Origin of the sequence: Paenibacillus sp. KACC 21273 (assembly GCF_028736095.1) — a bacterium.
GTDB classification, from domain to species: Bacteria; Bacillota; Bacilli; order Paenibacillales; family Paenibacillaceae; genus Saccharibacillus; species Saccharibacillus kyungheensis.
On the sequence record NZ_CP117876.1, the window covers coordinates 155,802 to 179,581 of the forward strand.

Annotated in this window: 22 protein-coding genes and 1 riboswitch; of the genes, 18 read left to right on the plus strand and 4 right to left on the minus strand. The window is 39.6% G+C overall.

The features are described 5' to 3' along the window. Positions 1–10 precede the first annotated feature (10 nt). Positions 11–1,372 carry a hydroxysqualene dehydroxylase gene (locus tag PQ460_RS00740; RefSeq protein WP_274171428.1) on the minus strand — a complete coding sequence of 454 codons (1,362 nt, stop codon included), beginning with the start codon at positions 1,370–1,372 and terminating at the stop codon, positions 11–13. Between the two features lie 137 nt (positions 1,373–1,509). Here PQ460_RS00740 and PQ460_RS00745 point away from each other — a divergent pair, with 137 nt between their 5' ends. From PQ460_RS00745 to PQ460_RS00755, 3 genes are all read left to right on the plus strand, one after another. Next, a complete protein-coding gene (locus tag PQ460_RS00745) occupies positions 1,510–1,911 on the plus strand; it encodes a GNAT family N-acetyltransferase (protein ID WP_273614172.1) in 402 nt (133 codons plus the stop codon). 163 nt (positions 1,912–2,074) lie between these two features. Next, the gene (locus PQ460_RS00750) at positions 2,075–2,431 is read left to right on the plus strand and encodes a nucleotide excision repair endonuclease (protein WP_204825879.1); all 357 of its coding nucleotides are present in this window, start codon (positions 2,075–2,077) and stop codon (positions 2,429–2,431) included. Positions 2,432–2,549: 118 nt separating this feature from the next. Further along, positions 2,550–3,422, plus strand: coding sequence for an Abi family protein (locus tag PQ460_RS00755; RefSeq protein WP_274171429.1), 873 nt, complete (start codon positions 2,550–2,552; stop codon positions 3,420–3,422). A gap of 96 nt (positions 3,423–3,518) precedes the next feature. Here PQ460_RS00755 and rluF read toward each other — a convergent pair whose 3' ends face one another. Further along, complete coding sequence (gene rluF, locus PQ460_RS00760) at positions 3,519–4,226, minus strand: 23S rRNA pseudouridine(2604) synthase RluF (protein ID WP_204825881.1); 708 nt, start codon at positions 4,224–4,226, stop codon at positions 3,519–3,521. A 121-nt stretch (positions 4,227–4,347) separates the two neighbouring features. Beyond that, on the minus strand, positions 4,348–5,244 hold the full coding sequence (locus PQ460_RS00765; protein WP_274171430.1) for a TIGR01777 family oxidoreductase: 897 nt from the start codon (positions 5,242–5,244) through the stop codon (positions 4,348–4,350). 171 nt (positions 5,245–5,415) lie between these two features. After that, positions 5,416–5,519: riboswitch (TPP riboswitch) on the plus strand. A gap of 145 nt (positions 5,520–5,664) precedes the next feature. Here PQ460_RS00765 and tenA point away from each other — a divergent pair. The 4 genes from tenA to PQ460_RS00785 are packed head-to-tail and all read left to right on the plus strand — an operon-like array spanning position 5,665 to position 9,278. Next, a complete protein-coding gene (gene tenA, locus PQ460_RS00770; RefSeq protein ID WP_274171431.1) occupies positions 5,665–6,351 on the plus strand; it encodes a thiaminase II in 687 nt (228 codons plus the stop codon). A gap of 17 nt (positions 6,352–6,368) precedes the next feature. Further along, entirely contained in the window at positions 6,369–6,965 is a 597-nt protein-coding gene (locus tag PQ460_RS00775) for an ECF transporter S component (RefSeq protein ID WP_274172851.1), read from the plus strand. Then, a complete protein-coding gene (locus tag PQ460_RS00780) occupies positions 6,943–8,541 on the plus strand; it encodes an ABC transporter ATP-binding protein (protein ID WP_274171432.1) in 1,599 nt (532 codons plus the stop codon). The genes PQ460_RS00775 and PQ460_RS00780 overlap by 23 nt, the downstream gene beginning before the upstream one ends. Beyond that, a complete protein-coding gene (locus PQ460_RS00785) occupies positions 8,538–9,278 on the plus strand; it encodes an energy-coupling factor transporter transmembrane component T family protein (protein ID WP_274171433.1) in 741 nt (246 codons plus the stop codon). Before PQ460_RS00780 ends, PQ460_RS00785 begins: the two co-directional genes overlap by 4 nt. A gap of 270 nt (positions 9,279–9,548) precedes the next feature. Here the strand turns inward: PQ460_RS00785 and PQ460_RS00790 are convergent, their stop codons facing one another. Further along, positions 9,549–9,926, minus strand: coding sequence for a nuclear transport factor 2 family protein (locus PQ460_RS00790; protein WP_273614166.1), 378 nt, complete (start codon positions 9,924–9,926; stop codon positions 9,549–9,551). A gap of 170 nt (positions 9,927–10,096) precedes the next feature. Here PQ460_RS00790 and PQ460_RS00795 point away from each other — a divergent pair, with 170 nt between their 5' ends. From PQ460_RS00795 to PQ460_RS00845, 11 genes are all read left to right on the plus strand, one after another. Then, on the plus strand, positions 10,097–10,414 hold the full coding sequence (locus PQ460_RS00795; RefSeq protein WP_273614165.1) for an ArsR/SmtB family transcription factor: 318 nt from the start codon (positions 10,097–10,099) through the stop codon (positions 10,412–10,414). Between the two features lie 43 nt (positions 10,415–10,457). Beyond that, complete coding sequence (rlmN, locus tag PQ460_RS00800) at positions 10,458–11,558, plus strand: dual-specificity RNA methyltransferase RlmN (RefSeq protein WP_274171434.1); 1,101 nt, start codon at positions 10,458–10,460, stop codon at positions 11,556–11,558. Between the two features lie 124 nt (positions 11,559–11,682). Next, entirely contained in the window at positions 11,683–13,530 is a 1,848-nt protein-coding gene (locus PQ460_RS00805) for a sensor histidine kinase (RefSeq protein WP_274171435.1), read from the plus strand. Further along, positions 13,520–14,845 (plus strand): response regulator transcription factor, encoded by a 1,326-nt coding sequence (locus tag PQ460_RS00810; RefSeq protein WP_274171436.1) that lies wholly within the window; start codon positions 13,520–13,522, stop codon positions 14,843–14,845. Before PQ460_RS00805 ends, PQ460_RS00810 begins: the two co-directional genes overlap by 11 nt. A gap of 201 nt (positions 14,846–15,046) precedes the next feature. Next, positions 15,047–16,429 (plus strand): carbohydrate ABC transporter substrate-binding protein, encoded by a 1,383-nt coding sequence (locus PQ460_RS00815; protein ID WP_274171437.1) that lies wholly within the window; start codon positions 15,047–15,049, stop codon positions 16,427–16,429. Between the two features lie 60 nt (positions 16,430–16,489). Then, entirely contained in the window at positions 16,490–17,374 is an 885-nt protein-coding gene (locus tag PQ460_RS00820; protein WP_274171438.1) for a carbohydrate ABC transporter permease, read from the plus strand. A gap of 1 nt (position 17,375) precedes the next feature. Then, positions 17,376–18,269: a carbohydrate ABC transporter permease gene (locus tag PQ460_RS00825; protein WP_274171439.1), complete on the plus strand. Its 894-nt coding sequence runs from the start codon at positions 17,376–17,378 to the stop codon at positions 18,267–18,269. A gap of 34 nt (positions 18,270–18,303) precedes the next feature. Next, positions 18,304–20,061 carry a glycoside hydrolase family 35 protein gene (locus PQ460_RS00830; protein WP_443147186.1) on the plus strand — a complete coding sequence of 586 codons (1,758 nt, stop codon included), beginning with the start codon at positions 18,304–18,306 and terminating at the stop codon, positions 20,059–20,061. Between the two features lie 54 nt (positions 20,062–20,115). Beyond that, on the plus strand, positions 20,116–21,531 hold the full coding sequence (locus tag PQ460_RS00835; RefSeq protein ID WP_274171440.1) for an alpha-L-fucosidase: 1,416 nt from the start codon (positions 20,116–20,118) through the stop codon (positions 21,529–21,531). A 216-nt stretch (positions 21,532–21,747) separates the two neighbouring features. Further along, positions 21,748–22,863: a glycosyl hydrolase family 8 gene (locus tag PQ460_RS00840; protein WP_274171441.1), complete on the plus strand. Its 1,116-nt coding sequence runs from the start codon at positions 21,748–21,750 to the stop codon at positions 22,861–22,863. After that, complete coding sequence (locus PQ460_RS00845) at positions 22,864–23,769, plus strand: GGDEF domain-containing protein (protein ID WP_274171442.1); 906 nt, start codon at positions 22,864–22,866, stop codon at positions 23,767–23,769. Positions 23,770–23,780 lie beyond the last annotated feature (11 nt).

Here is a 23,780-nt window from a genome sequence, read left to right on the forward strand (position 1 = left end):
AATTGTATTCTTAAATGACTCTTCCTTTTAAAATACCGGTTGCTGCTCGTCTACCTGAAATAGCTGCACCTTCCATAGTTGCAAGGAGCGGTTGATCAGTATAATCACCTGCAAGAAATAGTCCATCAATTGGAGTAATCTGCTTCGGACGTTTGTGTTCATTGCCTTTTGCCAGACGATAAAAGTTTTCTTTGCCCCGTATAATTCGATACTGTGTCATCGTATCTACATTAGGAAGATCGACATCGTGAAGTGATTTTTTGGTGATTTCCCATACTTCTTTATCCGGTAGATCAATTAATGTATCAGGATCAACCAGAATGATCGAAGCTCGTCCAGTTGGACGTTCAAATGTAGTTCGAGATTGTTCGCTGAACGAACCTAATTGTGTACCCGGGCCAAACATCGTATGATCGACGGTTGCTAATTTTTCTGTCGCTTCAAATTGAGCTGTAATATAAGGCATCGATTCTAACGATAAGAAATCCTGGAACCACTCATGTGCATGGAAATGTTCGGATAATAGCATTTGAGCACGACGGATATTTGTAGCAACAACTACTTGTTCGCCATAAATTTGAGAGCTATCTTCCAACTGCACACCAACGACTTTGTCATTATCATATAGTAAATGAGCTACCGTTTTGTTCGTTAGCACCTGTCCACCACGTTCTTCAATCGCTTTGGCAAGAGGGCCTGTCATGACATCAGTCATTCCGCCTTTAAAAGCACCGATACGTACTTTGGCGATACGTGGCAGAGCTGGGGCAAATAGACCGAAAAACGCATACGCAGAATATTCTTCAATAGGTAAAAAGAAAATGCCTGATGATAACGGCTGAATCAATCGCTCAATCGCATCGGTAGATACACCATGCTGTTCAGCGTATTCTTTGATCGAAGATTGATCGAGTTTATCCGGGTTGCTGACATAATCTTTAAATCCGGCTGCAAAAAAAGGAATCAACGATGCTTTGTCTGCTGGAGAGATAAGATCGTTATTCCCAAGTGCACCCGCAATCGTTTTGAGAGGAGCTTTGAAAGGGTCTAACCCAAATGTACCCTGTGCTTCCGTATGACGAATATTGGTGGTTTCTTCCCAGTGAACCATATCGCTCATCGAAATACCTGCATTTTTCAAAATTTCAGGCAGAACAGTGTAGTAACCTAGAAATTTATGAAATCCAGATTCGACTTCCATGCCGTCTTCGACCCAGTTGGCTGTTCTTCCTCCGATATAAGGAGCCGCTTCAAGAACGATTACAGACTTGCCTTGGTCGGCTAATTCAAAAGCACAACATAGACCTGCCAGTCCTGCTCCAATAATTATTGTAGGTTCTACCGTAGTATCTTTTTGGTTATGTACCGCCATGTAATGTCACCAACCTTTTCATCTTTTACTAAGTTATTAACCATTAATAGAGAGCGTCAACTTTATTTGTATACATTCGTATGCAGTATAGGGATTATTTGTTATCATGTGAGATAAAAAAAAGGAGTTGTACATACATGCAGATTGTTCATCGTATTCCAGCAATCGAAGAGTACTTAACGTTGCGTAAAGTATCCGGGCTGAGCGAAATGAGTGTCGAAGGCGCAAGTAAAGGATTACCGAATACCCTATTTGCTGTTGTGTTGGAAGAAGAAGGACAAGCGATCGGGATGGGACGGGTCGTAGGAGATGGCGGATTATTTTTTCATATTACCGATATCTGTGTGCGCCCAGAATATCAAGGCAAAGGTTACGGCAAAGCGATTATGCGTGAGATCACAACATACTTGGAAAAGAATATGTCTCTTCAATCTCATGCAGTACTATTCGCTGACCCGCCGGCAGACCAATTGTATGCACAGTATGGATTTACGTATACAGCACCTCATTCCTTAGGCATGTGGTGGAAAAAGGTATAGCATTTGCACAAATCATGTGATGAAATAGAGCCATACCTCATCCATAACTAGCAAAATCATATAGAGATGCAGATCAGCAACGTGGTAAGATGAGAGTATTCGTAGTTTTGCAGTGTAAATTATGATAGGATGAACACCTATATAGAATGAGGAAGTGACCATATTGATTACTATAACAATCCCGACAGCGGATGTTACGATTACCAAACAAATTAACCCTGAGCTTAGCCATATTTACGGATTTACCGATTTTCATCTTATTTCGCGTGAAACAGGCGGTATCTTTATGTTCTATAACGAACAAGATGAATTACTATTTGTCGGTAAAGCACGTAAGCTTAGACCTCGTATCAAAAAGCATTTCGAAGATACCGTATCACCGATCAAAGATCACCGTGATGAAGTTACTAAGATTGAAGTATGCTTGATCGACAACGCTATGGATCGTGAAATTTACGAGACGTACATTATCAATACACTACATGCGAAATACAATGTAGAAAAAGTATTTTACAAGTAAATAGTGTTGATAGATATACGCTAATCCTTTATAATTAAGATAACAGATCTCGCCACGCATACCTCAAGGTTGCGCACCAGGGCGAGACAATTTTTTTATATGGAGTTATTTACATACGATGAAAAGTATCCCTCACTCTGTTAAGCCTTCCAAAACTGTTGAAGAGCAATTAGATATTTTTAAATCAAGAGGATTAATTATTGGGAATGAAGAATGGGCGAAGAGTATACTTACCCATGTTAGTTACTATCGCTTAACTGCATATACTTTATCTCTAAAAAATGGAGATCAATTCAACAAAAATGTCACGTTCGAGAATATTTATCGTCTTTATGAGTTTGATCTAAAATTAAGATCTTTGGTAATGGAAGTTACTGAAGCTATTGAAATATCTATGCGTACACATATTTCTCTTACACTTTCCCAAAAATATGATGGCATGGGTTATATATATGCTGAAAACTTTATGGATTCAGATAAGCATGATAATTTTATCAAAGAATTAAATAGAACTCTTGAGCTGTCTAAAGATGTTTTTGTTAAGCATTATTATTCGAAATATGCTGGTGAGTTTCCTGTATGGGTAGCTATGGAAATTACTACTTTTGGAATGATATCTAAATTGTTCAAAAACTTGAAGAAGGAAGATAAAGACTACATAGGATATATGTATTATGATGGTATAAAAGGGTTTTATGTAAGTAGTTGGCTACATTCGATTAGTAATCTTAGAAATATATGTGCTCATTATGGACGAGTGTACAATAGAAATTTTCCACATCCTCCTCAATTATTTAAAAAAGATAAGCCCAAAATTATAGATGATAAGAAAGTTTTTTCTGTTATTTTGATTATGAAATACTTCATCCCAAACAAAGATGTATGGAATGATTGGTTAGAAAAACTTAAAAGTTTACTTGATATGTATTCAGAAATAGATCGAACATTAATAGGATTTCCGCCAGATTGGTATACTGTTTTAAAAAAATAAAATAATAATTTAAGTGAAAGAGACCTCTTTTAATTAATCCGCTACCTTACATTCGGTAACAGATTATAAAAGAGGTTTTTTTACATTTTTGGTCTATTAGCGTTTTTTGGGCGTATATTCCAGATCGCGGAATAGGCGATTGAGTTCATCGGTTGTCAGGTCGCGCCATTTGCCTGTTGGTAGATTGCCCAGACGGATATTCATAATACGCGTACGGCGTAGCGCACGAACTTCATAGCCAAGTGCAGAACACATGCGGCGAATCTGACGATTCAATCCTTGCGTCAAAATGATTTTGAATACATATTTGGATTGTTGAACGACCTGACAAGGTAACGTAACTGTATCTAGAATCTCTACACCGGAAGCCATTTGTTTGAGAAAAGAAGGCGTAATCGGTTGATCTACAGTGACGATATATTCTTTTTCATGCTTATTTTCAGCACGCAAAATCTCATTAACGATATCGCCATCATTGGTCAGCATAATCAAGCCATCCGAATCTTTATCCAATCGTCCGACATGGAAAATACGCAGGGGATGATTGACAAAATCTACGATATTGCCCCGAATATGGCGCTCGGTTGTACTGGTAATGCCTACCGGCTTGTTGAGCACAATATAGACATTTTCTTGTTCGACTTTGATCGGTTTGCCTTTGACCCGCACATCGTCGCCTTCTTCGACCTGACTGCCTAGCTCGGCAACCACACCATTGATTGTGACAATACCTTCATTGATCCATTTATCAGCACCCCGGCGGGATGTAATTCCAGATTCACTAATATATTTATTAATTCGCACGTATAAGCACACCTTTAACTCTAATTTTTGAGTAAGCTATTCAAGCTGTTACTCAAGTCTACCTCTACGATACCCTTTTTTGCTTTATTTTAAAAGTCATGTTCGTCTGTACGGTATGATGTTATGATTTTGTATGCAAAATATGGTGCAGTGCTTGTTCCAACCGTCCGTATTTGAACATAAATCCTTCTTTGATGAGACGATTAGGGATCACCCAACGGCTTTTAAGCACCAATTCAGGTTCCGTCCGAATCACTCTAGCTCCTAGATTAAGCATCCATGTAGACGCAGGTAGACCGCCTTTACGATGCATCACTTTGCGCATCGTTGCCATCAGTTCACGATTGGTCACCGGATTAGGAGACGTGCAGTTGAATACTCCTTCAAGCGATTCCCACTCTTGAATAAATAAAATAATCTGAAATAAATCTTCGACATGAATCCAGCTAAACATCTGCTTCCCTGACCCTTGATGACCACCCAGCCCGAAGCGAACTAGATTTTTGAAAGGGGTCATCACACCACCACCGGGCCCTAATACGATAGCAATCCGTAGTGCGGCTTGACGGGTATGGGGAAGGCTAAAAGAGAAAAAAGCTTCTTCCCACGCTTTGGCAACATCTACCGAAAATCCGCTACCGATTTCGCCTTTGGTCTCGGTCATAGGGCGATCTTCTGCATGGCGATAAATGGTAGCTGTACTGGAATTGATCCAAAGCGCAGGCGGATGTTCACAAGCCAGGATAGCGTTTCCAAGAATCTGGGTGGTTTCGATTCGAGAGTTCATAATTTCACGTTTATTTTGTTCGTTATAACGACAATTGACCGATTTACCCGCTAGATTAATCACCATTTCTGCTCCGTCGAGAGCTTGAACAATTCTTTGATGATCATCCCATGCGATATGCGGAGATTGTCTGGAAATGATCTGCACTTCAATACCCAATGCTGCAAATCTTTTTTCCAAATACTGCCCGATAAATCCTGTGCCACCTGCCAATACCACTTTACGTGTCATCGAGATCAACTCAATTCTGTTTAGATAGTTAAATTTACGCGTCAATCCTTACTAATAATTATATTTTACACCATTTTATAACCCTATAACTGTTAAAAAAGGAAAGATTACTGAGGTTATAGCAGTTGACAGTCTGTTCAATCGTGTGTACAGTAAGATGCAAATGAATCGAATGACCACTAGGGGAGCCTTTGTGTAGGCTGAGACGGGAAGATCCCGGACCCTTGGAACCTGATCTAGTTCATACTAGCGTAGGAAAGTGGAGACTGTGCAAGGGTACCTGTACATATACGTACACCTATTCTGCCGCTCCATCACGGGGCGGCTTTTTTGCATGTATTTTTCCATATATTCCAGTAGTGGTCCTTCTTTATTAACCAAGCGTCTTTATCGATGCTTCAATCTAAGGAGGATACAGTTATGAGTTTTTCACAGGAAATTAGACAGGCCGCAGACCCTATTTTTGAAGCGATTTTTAACCATCCATTTGTACAAGGGATTGCCAAAGGTGATCTGCGTAGCGAGCAATTGATCCATTATGTAAAGCAAGATTTTGAGTATTTGAATTCTTTTATGCGTATCTATGGAACGGCAATTGCGAAATGCCCAACACGTGAAGATATGGCAATGTTTAACGAGCAAATTTCATTTGTGCTTCATAGTGAAATTCATCCTCATAATAACTTTTGCGAGGTGGCTGGCGTCAAGTATGAAGATTTGCAAGGATATGCGCTTTCTCCTTCTTCTCATCATTATATTCGTCATATGTTAACTGTGGCTCATGAAGGGGATTTAGGCGATATTTTGGCGGTATTGTTGCCTTGCCCGTGGACGTATTGGGAGATTGGCGTGAAATTATTGGATGAAGTGAAGCCTGATGCCTCCCATCCTTTTTATGATTGGATTAACTTTTATGGCAATCGTACCGATACGATTACTCATCAATTCTGTGCTCGGTTGGATGAATGGGCAGAGCAGACGACACCTGCACATCGGGCGCGTATGAAAGAGCATTTTCTTCTAAGTTGTCAGTTTGAATATATGTTCTGGGATATGGCGTACACTCTGGAAGATTGGCCTGTGCCGATGGAGGTTGCACGCGTATGAGTTCCTCATCAATCTCTATGACATGGAAAATGAAAGAAGTGGTGTTGACTGTTATTCTGGCGGTGGCTTGTGGCGTTATTTATCTAGGATGGTCGACATTATGGATACCGATCTCTGCATTAGTGGGGCCTGTAGGTGCAGGATTTATGTTCGGCATCTGGATTATTGCAAGCCCGATTGTAGCTTATATTATTCGTAAGCCAGGGGCGGCATTGATTGCTGAAGTAGCGGCGGCGGCTGTAGAGCTGTTAACAGGTAGCCATTTTGGATTATCTGCTTTATTGATCGGTGTGTTTCAAGGGATTGGAGCAGAGATTGCTTTTGCTGTATTTGGCTACAAACGTTATAACTTGATGACGTTAATGTTATCAGGAGCGCTGGCGGCAGTAGGTGGAGTATTGTATAACGTTATCGCTAATGGATTCGGCTATTACACCACACAAGTATTGATTACGACTCTGGTTATTCAAGTGATCAGTGGAATGATTTTAGGTGGATGGTTAGCCAAAATTATTGTAGAAGCTTTGTGCAAAACAGGGGTACTGGATCAATACGAAATTATGAAAGTACGGCGGAAGAAGGGAAATGCGAATGGAATCGCTTCTAGGGTGTAAAGACCTGTCAGTACGTTTTTATCAGCGAGAAGAAAATGTATTAACAGACATTCATTTATCGATTTCACGTGGAGAAAAAGTATTGATTCTAGGGCCAAGTGGTAGTGGCAAGTCGACGCTATTATCTGCATTGTCCGGTATTATTCCTGAACATGTAGAAGCTGAAGTGGAAGGCGAGATTCAGTTAGCCCCTCAATGTGGCGTGATGTTTCAAGACCCGGATTCGCAGTTCTGTATGCTTCATGTGGATGAAGAGATTGCTTTTAGCTTGGAAAATCGCTCTATTCCGCGTGCTCAGATGGACACTATGATAGATACAGTGATGAAGCAAGTCGGTCTGAATATAGATCGTCATACTGCTATTGAGACCCTATCTGGAGGCATGAAGCAACGGCTAGCGCTAGCGTGTCTGTTAGCGCTAGAACCGGAAGTTCTTTTTTTCGATGAACCGACAGCACAACTTGATCCGATCAGTCGCAAAGAAATTTTTCAATTGCTACATGACCTAGCTGATCAGTACGGACAGACGATGGTATTTGTAGAACATACATTAGATGGGTGTATTGAGTGGATGGATACAGTCATTTTAATGAATGCACAAGGGCGTATTATGGCTCAAGGCAAGCCAGCAGACATGATCAAGCGGTATCGTGCAGAGATGGAAGAAGCTGGCATATGGCAACCTCAATTATTCCCGTATACATGGGAAGATGTACAAGATCATCCGTCTCATCCATTAGCGAAGCAGTTGCAACAGACACTACAACAACGCCGTACAGCTACACTACATGCAGATACAACCGACAATCATACACCTGATATCATAGTTACCGAACAACTGGAGATCGGGTATCGTCAAAAATCTGTTATGAGCGATATGAACATTTCGATTCAGTCAGGGAAATGGGTAGCGATTGTCGGTGCTAATGGAAGTGGGAAAAGCACATTTCTCAAAAGTTTAATTCGGTTAGAACGTATTCGTAGTGGTCAGCTTTCTTTTCAACATAAATTATTAAAAAAATGGAGTGATCGTGATCTGTATGAGCAAGCGGGATTTGTTTTTCAAAATCCTGAATTGCAATTTGTAACCGATACGGTCTTTGACGAGATCGCTTTTGGCGGACGACAACGGAATTGGTCAGAAGAAGAAGTAACCTCCAAAACGATACAATTATTGCAAGAATTCGGCTTAGAAGCTTATCAAGATCAACATCCATTTACACTTAGTCTGGGACAAAAAAGGCGCTTGAGTGTAGCGACTATGCTGTTATTCGATCAGTCGTTACTTTTATTAGATGAACCTACATTCGGGCAAGATGCTAAAACATCGGCTGAATTAATCAAGCGACTGCAACAACGGCAAGCGCAAGGAACAACGATTGTGATGGTCACTCATGATATGGATCTGGTCGATGAATACGCCGATACCGTGATTTTGTTTGATCAGGGCAAAGTGATCTACAATGGAGCGCCTTATCATCTCTTTGCTAATCCAGAACAGATCGGGGATCATGCGATTATTCCTCCGCTTCATTACCGGTTGCTACAGCCACAGAAGGAGCGGAGTATTGTATGAAAAGCAATCATTCGTGGTTATCCACCTTGAATCCGACGATCAAGTTGGTGACTCATTTATTAGTGATGTGCGTATTGATGGCAGTCACTGATCCTCGTATCACTTTAGCGATCTGGTTAGTAGCACTGGTGATTGGACTGACTTTGGGTGGTTGGCGGATTGCTTATTTGCTCAAACGATTGTTGCCGTACACGATCTTTTTTGTAATGATTTTCTGGATGATGGCGGCATTTGGTAAAGGTGAGCATACCATCTGGCAATGGGGATGGTTCCATATTACTGAAGAAAGTCTGAATAATGGTCTAATGATCGCCCTGCGGATGCTTGGATTTGTTACGTATGGACTGTTGTTCACATCGACCACCGATCTTACTGCTATGATTATGAGTCTGGTTCATCAATGTAGATTATCGCCAAAGTGGGCTTATGGACTGTTAGCTGGATTTCGCTTTATTCCTTTGTTCCAGACAGAACTGGCTCAAATGAAATCGGCGCATAAGATTAGAGGGTATAAGCAGAAGAATAGCTGGAAATCTTTTATCCGTTATGCGTTACCGCTATTCACACAAGGTATTCGCAAGTCTGAACGCATAGCGATAGCGATGGAAGCACGCGGATTCACAGGCACACGTCAGCGTACGTATTATCTGACTCCACAATTAGCAGGCAGAGATGGTTGGTATATGGGGTTGTTGTTAATAGTCGTTCTAGGAATAACATTTATATTGAAAAAGTAGATCAAAAGAAGGAGCATCTTGTGAACGAAGATGCTCCTTTGCTTGTCTATATGCTGTTCATTTGCATGATGATGATCGCTTATGTACACTTATTATCATTACCAATAAAATCCAGATATAAATGAGGTGAATGATATGCATATCGTATGGAGTAATTTGTTGATTACGATGGGAGTCGTGATTGCTGTCGTAGCGGTACTAACCTGGATTACGATTGTAGCAGTCAGATCCTATCGCAATAAACATAGAACCTAATCTACATAGTTAGTATCAATACTTGCTAAAAGCGTCTTGATTCTCCTGTACATTTTCCAAAAATACAATCTTACCTTCTTCATTCACGCGAGCAATATCAATTCCTGTTTTGGCATAGACTGTTCCTTCACTCGACATGCCACATACTGCCCAGCGGGATTCGTAGGTTCCGTTGGTTTGCAGTTCCCACGGCTCATGCATATGTTTGATATCAATATTGTATTGATAGAATGTATCCATAAAGGTTTTGAACCCGTTACGTGTAGCTCCGTTCAGTACAATCTCTACATCTGGAATAAATAAATCCAACAATTGTTCCATCGCTTGTGGATCAGTACGTGAAGCATCGAATAAGCGGAAATAGTCATTTAATGTTTGGATAGCTGTTGTCATTTGATAAGGCTCCTTTTTGATAAAAAAACACAATCTTGCTCTCATTGTATTTAATAGTTTGATGAAATTCGAACTGTTAAAGTGTATCATACATCTAACATAATAAATAGTTCGACCAAAATCGTACTTTTCAATTGATAGTTGCTCCAATAAATGATAAGTTGAAGAGTATGAAAATATTAGAAGCTACCAGACCGACACCGATCAAGCTTGTCGATGTATTCAGCGCACTAAGTGATCCTGTGCGATTGAAAATACTATTGTGTCTTGCACATCATGGAGAAAAAAGTTGTGCAGGTTTTCAAATGAGTCATATTTCCAAATCCACCTTGTCTCATCATGTTAAAATATTACGCGAAACGGGATTAATCCAATTACGCATTGATGGCAGACAACATTTTTATCGTATTTGCCAAAGTGAACTAGACACTCAATTTCCTGGATTGTTAGCATCTATTCTTCAAACGGAAGAAAAAGATCTACTCTAATCTGTTTTTCCTCAAATTTAATAGCTTTGAAAGAAGGTATACCATGAATAAACCATCCATTTATGGATTAACATTAGATCAATTATCGTCATGGCTTGGTGAGCGTGGACACAAGAAATTCCGCGCCGGTCAGGTCTGGGATTATTTGTATCGTCAGCGTGTAACTGAATTTAATGAAATGACTGAAGTGAATCCGGCTTGTACCGCTTTGCTTGCCGAGCATTTTGCAATTCAGACATTAACCGAACATGTGAAACAAGAATCTGCTGATGGCACAGTGAAATTTCTGTTCCGTTTGGAAGATGGTAACTTGATCGAAACGGTATTGATGCGTCAGAAGTATGGTCAATCGGTATGTGTAACCACTCAAGTAGGTTGTAATATCGGCTGTAGCTTTTGTGCCAGTGGTCTAATTAAGAAAAGTCGTGACCTAACCGCAGGTGAGATTGTGGAACAGATTATGAAAGTGCAATTTCATCTGGATGCAGCCGCGCAAGACCAATTGGTTACGCATATCGTAGTCATGGGAATCGGCGAACCATTTGATAATTTTGAAAATATGGTCGATTTCTTAAATATTGTGAAAGACCGCAAAGGTCTGGTAATTGCGCCCAAACGTATCACTGTCTCTACAAGTGGTCTGCCTGACAAAATCAGAGAATTTGCCGATAGTGATTTACAGGTGAATCTAGCTCTTTCTTTACATGCACCGAATAATGAATTGCGTACACGCATTATGAAAATTAATCGTGCTTATCCATTAGAGCAATTGATGTCTGCTGTAGAGTACTATTTAACCAAAACAAATCGCCGTATTATGCTAGAATACATTTTGCTACGTGATGTGAATGATCATCAAGAACATGCACAGCAATTGGCTGATCTAATCGCTCATATGAACAAGTCAGCTAGTGTGAATCTGATTCCATACAATCCGGTTGATGAGCATAGCCAGTATCAACGTAGTTCTCAAGAATCGATTATTACATTCTACGATACGTTGAAAAAGAATGGTGTGAACTGTACAGTTCGTCTAGAGCATGGAACAGATATTGATGCAGCTTGCGGACAATTGCGCAGTAAACAAATTAAAAAAGCAGCACAAGCGAAAAATGAAGACAATCCTGTTGTGGTTGGTTCATGATTCTAATGAATTAATAAAGTATGAAGATGAAATAAAGCAGGCTGTCGGTGAATTCCGGCAGTCTTTTTTGCAATATATCATCTTGATGTGATCTTGCAAGCGTTCTAATTTCTGCTATTATAGTATGAAAAATGATGCAAGAAGGTGTTCTGGTATGCCCTCTAACGCTAAATTGAAATGGTTCAAAAAATCCTCGTTCCTACTTCGTCATCTTTCAATCAAGCATCGCTTACTGATCGCTTTTCTGATTACTTCTCTTTTACCTGTCGTTATTGTCGCCTTTTACTCCAATCAAATCTATGAGACATCGACCACAACCAAGATCAGTGAGACGTCTACACAGACATTAGATGAATTAGCTCGCAATATTGCTAGAGAACTGGAACAATACGAGACATTAAGTGAAAATATTATTATTAACCCTTCGATTCAGACAGGGCTAGCCAATTACAATCAGTTAACCGATCTGGACAAAAATGTGTTGCAAACGTTGATTCGCAAACAACTGGATCAGCAGATTTTCAGCTTTAGTAACCTTTCTAATGTCGTTATTATGACCAATACAGGCGCAGCTTTTTTCGATCTGGGATATCAATGGTATCCAGGTAATCAATTAAGTGAAGTGATGACTCAAACAGAAGGCGTTGCTCGTAATGCGTATTGGTCTTACCTTCGTTCTAATCGTGGTACGCCAACATTAGCCCTCACCCGCAAAATCTATTCCGAAAATGATCTAAATTCATCTCTAGGTTATATCGTTCTTTGTTTTGATGAAAAAAGTTTTGCCCGTAATCTATATCAGTCTGTCAATCTAGGAAAAGGTAGTAGTATCTACATAACCAATGATAATGGAATGGTAATTTCTTCGTTGAATCCAGCGATTGTACAAGGCAATATTTTTCACAAAGATATCATATCTAAAATGATCAGCGAACAACATCAAGGCAAATCTGAAGCATTCGAATCAACAATTTTGAATACAAAAATGCTGGTGACCAGTGCAGCGATTCAGATGGCAAATTGGCATATTATCGGCTTGATTCCTCATTCTTTTATCGTGTCAGAACTTACCGGATTACGGAATCATATTATCGCCTTATGTCTATTGACGTTGCTATTGTCTGCTATCGTATCTATGTGGATATATTTTAGTATTAGTTCGCCGATGCGTTCGCTTTTATTATTTGCCAAACGGGTAGATCGTGGGAAGTTAGACGGAATGCCTCAACAAGGGCCTTATCCAGATGAAATGCAGCAATTAACATCAACTATCTACAACATGGTAGATAGACTCAAACAATTGATCGTGCAGATCCAGACCGAACAGCAAGCGAAAAGGGAAGCAGAACTCAAAATGTTACAAGCTCAGATTAATCCTCACTTTTTATTTAATACATTAAATTCGCTGAAATGGAGTGCAATGCTCAGTGGCAATGCTTCGCTAACACAGGGGATTGGCTCATTATCTGAACTGCTTCACAATACGATTCTAGTCAAAGAAGAAATGACCCCGTTAGCGAAAGAAATTGAAAATGTACAACATTATGCAAATATTCAGCGTATTCGTTATGGTGATTCATTTCATCTGGAAGTGCAGTTACACGAAGACACCGCTACATGGATGGTACCCAAATTTATTTTACAGCCGATTGTCGAAAATTCGATCTTGCATGCTGGAGCAGATGAACATGCTAAAGTAAATATTCGAATAGAAGCCAGTCTGTCTGATCAAGGAATACAGATTCTTATCTGCGACAATGGCAAAGGATTTGACCAGAGCGAACAACGTCAACAGACAGCGTTATATCGCTCATTATCTGGAATAGGTATTACAAATGTACATGAACGAATCAGGCTTCATTATGGAGAACCTTATGGTCTAATCACACATAGTAGAATTAATTATGGAACAACAACTGAGATTATATTACCTAAGCGAGATCGTACAAAGGAGGACAAAAATGATGTATAAAGTGTTGATTGTTGATGATGAGTTAATTGTTCGTCATGCTGTAAAAACGCTTATTCATTGGGAAGGCAGTCGATTTGAGTATGCGGGGTCATGTTCGAATGGACGTACTGCGCTTGAACTTATCGCACAGACTGATATTGATATTGTGATTACCGATATCAAGATGCCTGATATGGATGGGATAGCGCTTATTAAGCAATTACGAGCTGATCAGTATCATGGAGAGATCTTAGTATTGAGCAACTACAATGATTTTGAATTGGTACGTGAAGCAATCAAACATAGTGCACATGATTATATGCTCAAATTAACATTGCAGACAGATAACTTTATGCAAGTACTTGAAGAAATGGCTGCTAAAATAGATCAAAAAGAACCCGTGCTCCTAAAAAATACATCTCTCAGTATCGCTGATCCTGTAGAATATAGTGATTTTCAACAGCAATTATTGGAGATATGCGGTATAGATCATTCCGCTATCCAGTTACTTCAACGTGCAGAGATCAATACACAATCATCTACATCTTCAGACTCTTCTTATCGTCCATTGGATATCGAGCGACAACTCCTCTTTTTATTTGCAGTCAATATCGAACAAGCTAATGCTAACGACAATCTATTGAATGCAGCTCAACGCTTAAAATCAGCTTTATCAGGATTGTCAGATGAACTTTTTTCCAATAGTCATCATGTAATGTTAGCTGAACTGACCAATCATCAATTTATTGTAGGCGTAACTTGTGAAAAAAGTTCTGCGTTAATATCTGCGAATCCATCCTCTTGGAGTGAAACAATAGCACAACGGATAATCAGTTTATCTAACATGTATTACAATATTCCTTTACAGATTGTGTACACGATAGGAGCAAGTAATGAGCATGAACTCAGACAACATATCCAGTACTGTCTGAATATCGAAGAATCCACTCTACCTTTAGCAATAAAGCCAACACCCCATAGATTAAATCCATCTCATTCCGATCATAAAGTGATGATTCGGCCAGAAGTACAAAAAGTGATCGATTATTTGCAGACTCATTATGCAGAGCGTATTCATTTATCTGAAATTGCGGCTTATGTAAATCTGTCTGAACCTTATTTGTGTCAGGTATTTAAAATAGAAATAGGGCAAAGTATTCTAACGTATCTAAACGATATTCGAATGAATCATGCGTATCAAATGCTATCCTCAGGACAATGGCTGGTCAAACAGGTAGCGTTAGAAGTAGGTATTCATGATCCATTTTATTTCAATCGCTTGTTTAAAAAACGTTATGGAATCTCACCTAAGCAGATAAAACCTGTCTTATCATGATAGATAAAAATAAAAAAACTAGATGATTTTATGTATGATCATAAAATTGTCTAGTTTTTTGTTCATCATATATAAAAAAACTAAAAATCATCTATAAGGTTTACCTGTATTGTACATTTTACTATCATCAGAACCCTTCTATACTTAATACATGCAGCGTCGCTTCGATCCAGAAGCTCATTATATAAATGGGGTGAATGTATGAAGGGGATCAAAACATTAAATATGTTAAGTGCAGTTGTATTGTCATTTTCGTTGTTGGCTGGATGTGGGGGTAATGCAGGCAGTGCAGATAAAAGCACTCAAGCAGCCAATAGCCAATTTGCTGATCCAGACCTCAATATCGCTGTTTTTCAAGGAGGATATGGACGGGAATACTGGGATACGATTGCAGAAGACTTTATGAAAGATTATCCGGGAACCAAGATCAATATTACCGCCAGTCCCAAAATCGCTGAATTGATTCGCCCCAAAATTGTAGCCGGTAATCCGCCAGATTTAATGTATATTGCAGGCAGCGATAATACATCATTGCTAGATGGTTTGGTCAAAGACCATGCTTTACTAGATTTAACCGATGTGTTTGATAGCACGCCAAAAGGAGAAACACAGCCGCTCAAAAATAAAATTCTACTCGGTGCTTTAGAATCCAGAGCGATGGCTCCTTATGGAGATGGCAAAGTGTATGCTGCCCCGTTTAACTTTGGTGTAATGGGATTGTGGTATAACAAAACTCTTTTTAAACAAAAAGGAATTGAAGTTCCAAAAACATGGGATGAATTGTTAGCACTCAATACAACAGCACAACAAAATAATAGAGCGCTATTTACGTATCAAGGGTTATATCCCGGTTATCTGGAAGAAATCATTGTACCTTCGATCTATAGTGTGAGTAAGCAGAAGGGATTAACTGATTTTTTTGATTACAATCCTGCATTTTGGACAAGTGATACATTCCGTCAGGTATGGGGTGTGCTGGAAAAGATCGCTACTGAAGATAACGGATTGATGAAAGGTACAGTCGCTTTGAATCATACACAAGCACAGACTGAATTTATGCAAGGTCATGCGATGTTTATTCCGAATGGCACATGGTTTGAAGATGAAATGAAAGATGCTCCGCGTGAAGAAGGATTTGAGTTTGGATTTCTAGGCGTACCTGCTTTTAAAAAAGGTGATCCGGTTACAGCGATGACCAGTGTAGAGCAGATCGTTATTCCAGCCAAAGCCAAAAATCCAGAATTAGCTAAAGCGTTTTTATCGTATCTGTATACTGATAAAAGTGTAAAACTCAATGCTGAAAAATCGAAAGGAATTCTTGCTGTTAAAGGAGCACCCGATCTGGTCAAAGAGTATATTTCTGATACGACTTACAATGTCTACAAAACAGTCGATAGCGGTATGGTAGCCATAAACGGTTCGTTTAAATCGGTAGCTAAAGGTAGCAAATACAATCCAAGCGAAGAAGTGTATAATCCGATTTCTTCATTGATGAATAAGCAGATGACATTAGATCAATATAGTGCGCAAATGACCAAATTATATACTGAACTGAATCAAGAGTTAGTGAATAATACACCATAAGTAAAAACTAAGGAGGGCGATAACATCGTCCTCTTTGATCGAAAGGAGTCTTCGCATCCTATGAAAATGAAGACAAGACGGCGCTGGTTTTTATTATTTTGTTTGTTGCCCGGACTGTTATTGCTTACGTTGTTTAAGTTGTATCCTACGGTCGAAGTATTCCAGAAATCTTTTTACTTATGGACAGGTATCGGAGATGAGCCGAAATGGGTAGGGCTACAAAACTTTATCGACTTATTCAATGATGATGTATTTTTGTTATCGTTACGCAATACCGGATTTTTGATGTTAGTGGTACCTGTATTGACGTTATTTATCGCATTGATTAATGCATCGATTCTAACACGTTCCAAATTGAAAGAACGTGGACTTTATCGCACTTTATTTTTCTTTCCCAGTATTTTATCTTTTGTCGTCATTGCTATTCTATGGTCGTTTATTTATCATCCAACGATTGGATTTCTCAATTCAGGGCTTGATTTAATCGGATTAAGTAGCTGGGCGCTTCCGTGGTTAGGCGATGAACGGACAGTATTGTGGGCGTTAGCAATCACGATGATCTGGCAAGCGGTTGGTTATTATATGGTGATGTATATGGCAGGAATTGATAGTATATCTCCTGATTTGTATGAAGCGGCAGGTATAGATGGAGCTACCCCAATTCAGCAGTTTATCCATATTACGATTCCGATGTTATGGGAAATTATTCGAATTACGATTATTTTCAGTATTAACGGTGTGCTTACGATTAGCTTTATTATCGTATCGATTATGACAGGCGGAGGGCCAAATCGTCATTCCGAAGTAATTATGACGTATCTGTACAGTCAGGCTTTTTCCAATTCGAATTTTGGCTATGCGATGGCGATTGGTGTATTTGTGTTTGTAATGTCGTTTTTGTTAGCCATTTTAAGCAACCGTTTAACACGAAGGGAGGCATCTTAACATGTCGATGACAGCCAACTTTGAAAGCGGGAGCACAAAGCCTAAGGTTAATGTATCCAAAACACCACTGCGCTGGGTAGGTCATATCGTGTTACGTATTTTTTTGATCATACAGGCATTAATCGTCGTTTATCCTTTGATCTGGAATGTATTAGCTTCGTTCAAAACAAATACAGAAGTGATGGAAAGTCCGTGGAGCTTACCGAAGACATTGAACTGGGAAAATTATGTGAATGCTTTTACTACCGCTCGTATTGGTGATTATATGCTGAATTCGGTATTAGTGGTTGCGATGTCGATGGTTATTCTGTTAGCTGTAGCTTTACCGACAGCGTATGCGTTAGGTAGAATGCAATTTAGAGGCAGAGGATTGATTACCAATCTGTATATGGCAGGGTTGTTTATCGGAGGTGCGTATATTATTGTACCGCTATTTATTCTGATGAATAATCTACATATGCTGGACAATCGCTTCTGGCTAAGTGCAGTCTATGCGACAGGTAGCCTTTCTTTTTCTGTCTATCTGATGATTGGATTTATGAAGTCGATTCCACAAGATTTTGAAGAAGCGGCGCTGATTGATGGAGCAGGATATATGAATATTTTGTTCCGTATTATTTTACCGATTACACGTCCTGCGATTGTCACTTTGGTGGTATTCGGCTTTTTTGACTTCTGGAATGAATATGTACTGGCATTAACATTAGTCACAAGTGATGAAAAAAAAACGATTCCGATCGGGCTGGCTAATCTGATGCAGATTCAACAATATGCGACAGATTGGGGTTCTCTGTTTGCAGGATTAGTAATTGTATTGATTCCTACCGTCATTGTCTATGCATTATTGCAGAAAAGATTAACCGAAGGCATGATGATGGGCGGGGTCAAAGGTTGATCGAAGTAGATCAGATCATAGGGAGGAAGCGCTGTTGAACACTTTTGAAGTTGTTGGCAATGACTTTGTCTATAACAGTCAGCCGATGCGTCTGCTGTCTGGTGCAATACATTATTTTCGCATCGTGCCTGAATACTGGGAAGATCGGTTGCTCAAGTTAAAAGCTCTCGGCTTAAATACAGTGGAGACGTATATTCCATGGAATTTGCATGAACCACAAGAAGGTGTTTTTGATTTTACAGGTATCGCAGATGTTGTAGCTTTTATTCAATTAGCCGGATCATTAGGATTGCATGTGATTGTTAGACCCAGCCCTTATATTTGTGCCGAATGGGAATTTGGAGGATTGCCTGCATGGTTGCTTGCTGATCAGAATATGCGATTGCGTAGTTATGATATATCTTATCTGGATAAAGTAGATGCTTATTATGATATGTTACTACCGCTTCTTCAACCTTTGTTATGTACCAAAGGTGGGCCGATTATAGCGATGCAGATCGAAAATGAGTACGGAAGTTATGGCAACGATACAGCATATCTTCAATACATTCAAGAAGCAATGGTGATACGGGGAATGGATATATTGTTGTTTACTTCAGATGGGCCGGAAGACTTTATGTTGCAGGGTGGGATGGTTCCTGGTGTACTAGCGACCGTTAACTTTGGATCGAATGCGACGTCTGCTTTTGCTAAGCTCAAGCAGTATCAACCGGATGCTCCACTTATGGTGATGGAGTTCTGGGACGGTTGGTTTGATCATTGGATGGAACCTCATCAGACCCGTTCAGCACAAGATACAGCAGAGACTGTTGATGACATTATGCGATATGAACAAGCTTCACTCAATTTCTATATGTTCCACGGAGGAACAAACTTTGGCTTTTACAATGGAGCCAATCATATTAAGCAGTATGAACCAACTGTAGGAAGTTATGATTATGGAGCTTTATTAAATGAACAGGGACAGCCGACAGATAAATTTTTTGCGGTTCGAGAAGTGCTTGGTGAATATATAGATTTACCTGCATTGGAATTACCTGTACCGATCCCGACTGCTAATTATGGCACTGTAACTTTACATGAATATAGTCCTTTATTTCAGAATCTAGATGTGCTAACTACAGCGATTCATTCTTCTTCACCTGAACCGATGGAAAAGCTAGGGCAAGCGTATGGCTTTATTTTATATTCCACTATAGTCAAAGGGCCACGAACCGAAATGGAACTTATTCTTCAACAGGTAAGTGATCGGGCTATTGTATATGTAGATGAAACATATCAAGGGATTATCGAGCGCTGGACCCCGTCTAATCTTCCTTTAGAAGTACCGGAACAAGGTATACGTTTAGATATTCTAGTCGAAAATATGGGACGTATTAATTATGGGCCTTACTTGCGCGATCCTAAAGGGATTACGGAAGGTGTACGGCATGGCAATGCGTTTCTATATGATTGGACGATCTATCCATTACCACTACATTCGCTCAGCGACCTTATCTATACACAGACAGAGACGCTATCAGCCCCACTTGATCAACCAGCTTTTTACCGTGGCATATTTCATGTACAATCTCCAGCCGATACGTTTCTGAGAGTAGATGGTTGGGTCAAAGGGGTAGTATTTTTAAATGGCTTTAATCTAGGTCGATACTGGCAAGTAGGGCCGCAGAAAACACTATATATTCCTGCACCGTTATTAAAGCAAGGCGATAATGAGTTAATCCTGTTCGAATTACATGGATACAAGCAATTGCAAGTGCAGTTGGTGGATACTGCTGATCTAGGACAGTAAAAAAAGATACAGATCCGATATAGCATACTGATGATACGAAAGGAAGAACCACATATGGTGATTTCGATTGAACAAGCGGCTCATATCTATCCATCTGCCAGACAATTAGCCTGGCAAAAGTTAGAATTTTATAGCTTTATTCATTTTTCGATGAATACATTTACCGATAGAGAATGGGGAATGGGTGATGAGTCACCTGCGTTATTTAATCCAGAGCAATTGGATGCACAGCAATGGGTAGATGCTTGTCAGGCGGCACGTATGAAAGGACTTATTCTGACGTGTAAGCATCATGATGGATTTTGCCTGTGGCCCAGTCAATATACAGATCATTCGGTAGAGAATAGTCCCTGGCGCAATGGACAAGGAGATCTGGTCAAAGAAGTATCCGAAGCTTGCCGCAAAGCAGGTCTGAAATTTGGGATTTACCTTTCTCCATGGGATCGTCATGAACCTGCATATGGAGATTCTGAAGCGTACAATGATTATTTTGTACATCAGCTTGAAGAACTGTTAACTGGATATGGTGAATTATTTAGCGTGTGGTTTGACGGGGCTTGTGGAGAAGGCAAGCAAGGGAAAAAACAAGTGTATGATTGGGATCGCTATTATGCAGTTATTCGCAGACTCCAACCACAAGCTGTGATTTCAGTATGTGGCCCCGATGTGCGCTGGTGTGGTAATGAAGCAGGGCATACCCGTTCTTCTGAATGGAGTGTTGTACCTGCAAGTATGCAGGATAACGAAAAGATACAAGCCAACTCGCAAACTGAAGATAATGGAGAATTTGCTACATTGGTGCGCTCGGATCAAGACGATTTAGGCAGTCGCCATATGATTGCCGAAACAGAGCATTTGATCTGGTATCCTGCGGAAGTTAATACATCGATTCGCCCGGGCTGGTTTTATCATTCGGCTGAAGATGATCAGGTCAAAACATCCACAGAACTCATGGAATTATATGAAAGAATAGTAGGCGGGAATGCTTGCTTTTTGCTAAATATACCGCCTGATCGTAGAGGATTAATTCATGAACAAGATGTGTATGAGTTGCAACAACTAGGGGAAAAAATAAAGAATCATTATCAATACAATCTAGCTGAACATGCTCTAATTCAAGCATCTGATTCAGATCCAGAGCATCCTGCTTCTCTCGCTATCGATTTCGCGGAAGAGACGTATTGGTGTACCCCCTATGGAACAGAGCAAGCTGAGATCGAACTGGATTTGGGAACAATCCAGACATTTCATCGAATCGTATTAATGGAACATATTGAGTCAGGGCAACGTATCGAATCTTTTACGATTTCTTATCAGGATCGTCATCAAAAATGGATCGAATGTTATCATGGTTCCGTTGTTGGATATAAGCATATTTGTCGTTTTTCAGATATTAGTGCACAGCATATTCGAATATCTATTGTCGAATCGCGTTATTGTCCAACATTACAATCAATAGAAGTGTATTAATCAACTAGACAGCTATCGAACGAGATTATATGATAAAACCAGATGTTTCGTAGCATATGACTGCGAATGATCTGGTTTTTTGCTTTTCAAAATATAACAGATGCATATATTGTCGAATTTTGATAGAAAAAAGTAACTATATCTTCAAGAGTAGCCGATAAATAAAGTAGAATACGTATATTTCTAAAGCAGAAATGTATGTAATAGGAGAAAGATATGAAAAGAGAGAAACATCATTTTCCGAAGAAATGGATATTACTTATGATAGGGTGTATCGCAATTATTGTGATCATAGGCGCAGTGTATACATATCGTTCTCAACCAGAAGCCTCCCCTACAGCAGCGTTTATTACATCCCATATGGTCAATGAGAATGGGACGTTAGCGAGTCGTCTTTTACCCGCTACTTCGACAGATCCTGATATTGTAGCTGGCCGAGAAGCATTATCTGAATCGCTAGGATTGTGGATGCAATATGCACTACTAACCGATGACTCCAAAAGTTTTGAACACAGTTATACGTTGTTACAACAGTATTTTTTGGACAAAGACAAGCATTATATTTATTGGAAATTAGAGCCGAATGGACAATCGAAAGTAAATACCAACGCACTTGGAGATGATCTACGTATTGTAGGCGCGCTGTTACAAGCATCTACCCAGTGGAAACAGCCTACTTATCATACAACTGCCAAGCAAATTGTCGATACGTTGCTTGCTTCAGATCAGCAACATGGTTATCTTGTCGATTATCATGATTTTGAACATGGATATTCCGCAGATGTACTCAGCCTAACGTATATTGATGTGCCTGCTTTGGAACAGATGAAGCAGACCAACATCATCACCACTCAAGAGTACACGAAGTACACCGATCTACTTCACAATACGCCCAATGATGGAGTCTTTTACCCCAGAACATACAGCGTAGCTACAGGCAAATACAACTATGACGATACGATTAATCTGATAGATCAACTGATTTTAGCGATCCATCGGAGTGAATTAGGTGAGCCTTCCGATCAACTGATCACTTTTATGAAAAAAGAATTTGAGCAGAATCATAAGTTAGCTGGTCGCTATAAGCGTGCTGATCAGACCGCAGATGTAGCATATGAATCGCCGGCAGTGTACGGACTTGCGATTTTGTTAGCTTTACAGGAGAACGATCAGCAGTGGGCAGACCAATTATATGCACAAATGTTAACGATGAGAGGATGGGATCAAGCTTATCCGGGAGGCTATGTATTTGATGGAGATACCCATATTTTTGATGATTTATTTCCTCTTTTAGCAGAGACACATTTGCAGAAAGGCAGTGACACGAAGTAAATGAGAACAAGTCGAAAACGTAAAGAATTAAGTACTAACACCAGCATTATTAATCAAATGCGTTTGGGTTATATCATTTTGATTGTGCTGGCGATTGCCCAGGAAGTGCTTGTGTTTTTTAATATTTATGCAGATGGTGGCTATAGCTTATTAGAGATCGCTTTGAATATAGGGGCAATGGTTGCATTGTTGTTCGGGTTTGTCGTTTCGATGGGCATTGCTGTAGTAGTTATTTTTATATTTATAGTGACCTATTTTGTATGGATGGTGACATATGCTCCAGTCAATACACTGATCTTTTTTGAACTATTTTTGATACCAGCTAATATTCTGATTGCTGCTTTTATCAAATCGACGTTGATTCGTAATCAAAGAGTTAGCGAACGATTAGAAGACTTGCGTAAGCGTGATCCTGAAATTGATTTGTATACGACATTAGGCAACAAAAAAGCGTTAGAAGCTACTGTTATCAAACAGTCTAACCTGGCTAGACGTTATTCCGAAAATTATACATTTTCGATGGCGATGTTCAAGATTGAATTTCTAGCACTGGTACAAGAATCGTTAGGTAGCCAGCTCTATTCGCAATTTCTGTTGGAGTTGTCCGAGACGATTCAAAAACAAATTCGGTATGAAGATTATAAGTTCTCGATTGAAGATGGACGCTTTATTATTTTGTGTCCTATGACCGATCAACAATATCTGCAATTGTTAACCGATCGGATCAAAAACGCTATGATGAATATCAAATTTTTAGATAAAAAAGGCAAAGAGTTGAAATTTGTAATTCGCGCAGGAGCATTCGTATTTCAAAAAGAACAATTCAGCACCTATGAGAATATTGATGGCATTATCTCTGCGCTAGAACGCAATACAGAAACCGATCTGATTGCAGAATATATTTAAATACATGTTTG

Bases quoted from the DNA above. Each gene is read 5' to 3' on its own strand.
- PQ460_RS00740 (WP_274171428.1), bottom strand. From the start codon at position 1,372: ATGGCGGTACATAACCAAAAAGATACTACGGTAGAACCTACAATAATT.
- PQ460_RS00745 (WP_273614172.1), top strand. From the start codon at position 1,510: ATGCAGATTGTTCATCGTATTCCAGCAATCGAAGAGTACTTAACGTTG.
- PQ460_RS00755 (WP_274171429.1), top strand. From the start codon at position 2,550: ATGAAAAGTATCCCTCACTCTGTTAAGCCTTCCAAAACTGTTGAAGAG.
- PQ460_RS00765 (WP_274171430.1), bottom strand. From the start codon at position 5,244: ATGACACGTAAAGTGGTATTGGCAGGTGGCACAGGATTTATCGGGCAG.
- tenA (WP_274171431.1), top strand. From the start codon at position 5,665: ATGAGTTTTTCACAGGAAATTAGACAGGCCGCAGACCCTATTTTTGAA.
- PQ460_RS00775 (WP_274172851.1), top strand. From the start codon at position 6,369: ATGACATGGAAAATGAAAGAAGTGGTGTTGACTGTTATTCTGGCGGTG.
- PQ460_RS00780 (WP_274171432.1), top strand. From the start codon at position 6,943: ATGGAATCGCTTCTAGGGTGTAAAGACCTGTCAGTACGTTTTTATCAG.
- PQ460_RS00785 (WP_274171433.1), top strand. From the start codon at position 8,538: ATGAAAAGCAATCATTCGTGGTTATCCACCTTGAATCCGACGATCAAG.
- PQ460_RS00790 (WP_273614166.1), bottom strand. From the start codon at position 9,926: ATGACAACAGCTATCCAAACATTAAATGACTATTTCCGCTTATTCGAT.
- PQ460_RS00795 (WP_273614165.1), top strand. From the start codon at position 10,097: ATGAAAATATTAGAAGCTACCAGACCGACACCGATCAAGCTTGTCGAT.
- rlmN (WP_274171434.1), top strand. From the start codon at position 10,458: ATGAATAAACCATCCATTTATGGATTAACATTAGATCAATTATCGTCA.
- PQ460_RS00805 (WP_274171435.1), top strand. From the start codon at position 11,683: ATGAAAAATGATGCAAGAAGGTGTTCTGGTATGCCCTCTAACGCTAAA.
- PQ460_RS00810 (WP_274171436.1), top strand. From the start codon at position 13,520: ATGATGTATAAAGTGTTGATTGTTGATGATGAGTTAATTGTTCGTCAT.
- PQ460_RS00815 (WP_274171437.1), top strand. From the start codon at position 15,047: ATGAAGGGGATCAAAACATTAAATATGTTAAGTGCAGTTGTATTGTCA.
- PQ460_RS00820 (WP_274171438.1), top strand. From the start codon at position 16,490: ATGAAAATGAAGACAAGACGGCGCTGGTTTTTATTATTTTGTTTGTTG.
- PQ460_RS00825 (WP_274171439.1), top strand. From the start codon at position 17,376: ATGTCGATGACAGCCAACTTTGAAAGCGGGAGCACAAAGCCTAAGGTT.
- PQ460_RS00835 (WP_274171440.1), top strand. From the start codon at position 20,116: ATGGTGATTTCGATTGAACAAGCGGCTCATATCTATCCATCTGCCAGA.
- PQ460_RS00840 (WP_274171441.1), top strand. From the start codon at position 21,748: ATGAAAAGAGAGAAACATCATTTTCCGAAGAAATGGATATTACTTATG.
- PQ460_RS00845 (WP_274171442.1), top strand. From the start codon at position 22,864: ATGAGAACAAGTCGAAAACGTAAAGAATTAAGTACTAACACCAGCATT.